Below are 1195 nucleotides of genomic sequence, written 5' to 3'. Positions count from 1 at the left end.
CTCGCCCTGGATCTGCGCCTTGACGCCCTTGGGGCCCTCGTCGCGCAGCAGCTTGGTGATCTTCTTGGCGTTCTCCTTGTCGATGCCCTGCTTGAGCGAGCCGACCAGGCGGAACGACTTGCCCGACGGCATCGGGTCGCCCACCTCGAGCGCCTTCATGCTCAGCCCGCGGCGCACCAACTTCTCCACGAAGACGTCCTTGGCGGCCAGCACCCGGTCCTCGGAGTTCGCGACGATCTCCACCGCGTCCTCGCCCTTCCACTCGATGCTCGCATCGGTCCCGCGGAAGTCGTAGCGGGTGCCCAGCTCCTTGGCGGCCTGGTTCAGGGCGTTGTCCACCTCCTGGCGGTCGAACTCCGAGACGATGTCGAACGAGGACTCCGAGGCCATGGACGTACTCCTGTCGTTGGGGGATGTCCCGGCCAGGCTACCCGCCACGGCCGGGGCCCGAGGCGGCCACGGGCGGGCCCGGGAGACCGCCGCCGCACCACCCCTGAGCACCCCGATTTGGCACCAGGGGTCACAGCCGTTGTATCGTGTCGTAGCGCCCTTGAGGTGCACGCCAGATTGCCCGAGCGGCCAAAGGGAGCGGATTGTAAATCCGTCGGCTTAGCCTACGTTGGTTCGAATCCATCATCTGGCACGCGAGACCCCTGCCACAAGCGGGGGTCTTCGTGCATTTCGGGACCTGTCGCCCGGGAATCCGTGAAAATGTGAACACGCGCGGTCCCCAGTGTCACGACCCCACGACCTGTCACGCCGCATCTCGTCGAGAAGAATCGAGGTGAGACGTATCCACGACGGCCCCGGCTCCGAACCACAGGACATGACACTCCTTTCGATGACCGCCGCACATCGGATGACGACCGGCGACCTGCCGGCGGGCCTGGGTTCCGCAGTGGACGAGTGGGCCGATGACCTCGGGCGGACCACCCGCTCCGGCAAGGGGATGCGCTCCGCGCTCTTCGACGCCGTGTACACCACCTCCGGGGGCACCGACGAGGCCGTGCGGGCCGCCGCGGGCCAGGCACTGGAGTTGCTGCACGAGGCGTTTCTCGTCCACGACGACCTGGCGGACGGGGACGACCAGCGCCGCGGCCAGCCCAACCTGCAGGGCCGCACCACCGCGCGGGCCACCGCCGGGGGGATCGGGACCGAGGCCGCCGGGCACCTCGGACAGGTCGGCGGGCTGCTC

2 protein-coding genes and 1 tRNA gene are annotated in these 1195 nt (G+C 68.7%); 2 read left to right on the top strand and 1 reads right to left on the bottom strand.

Annotated features, from left to right (window positions below; translation table 11 throughout):
- Positions 1-390, bottom strand: a 390-nt coding sequence (locus G6023_RS15515) for a YajQ family cyclic di-GMP-binding protein (protein WP_182636380.1), incomplete at its 3' end; no start/stop codon positions are given.
- Between the two features lie 171 nt (positions 391-561).
- Between G6023_RS15515 and G6023_RS15510 the strand changes: the two genes are divergently transcribed.
- Positions 562-643: transfer RNA gene (locus G6023_RS15510), tRNA-Tyr, on the top strand.
- A gap of 198 nt (positions 644-841) precedes the next feature.
- On the top strand, positions 842-1195 hold a 354-nt coding region (locus G6023_RS15505), incomplete at its 3' end, for a polyprenyl synthetase family protein (protein WP_241727905.1).

Origin of the sequence: Dietzia sp. DQ11-71 (assembly GCF_014144995.1) — a bacterium.
Taxonomy (GTDB): domain Bacteria; phylum Actinomycetota; class Actinomycetes; order Mycobacteriales; family Mycobacteriaceae; genus Dietzia; species Dietzia kunjamensis.
Note: the sequence above shows the minus strand (reverse complement) of the source record. Positions and strands in the feature narration are given on the sequence as shown.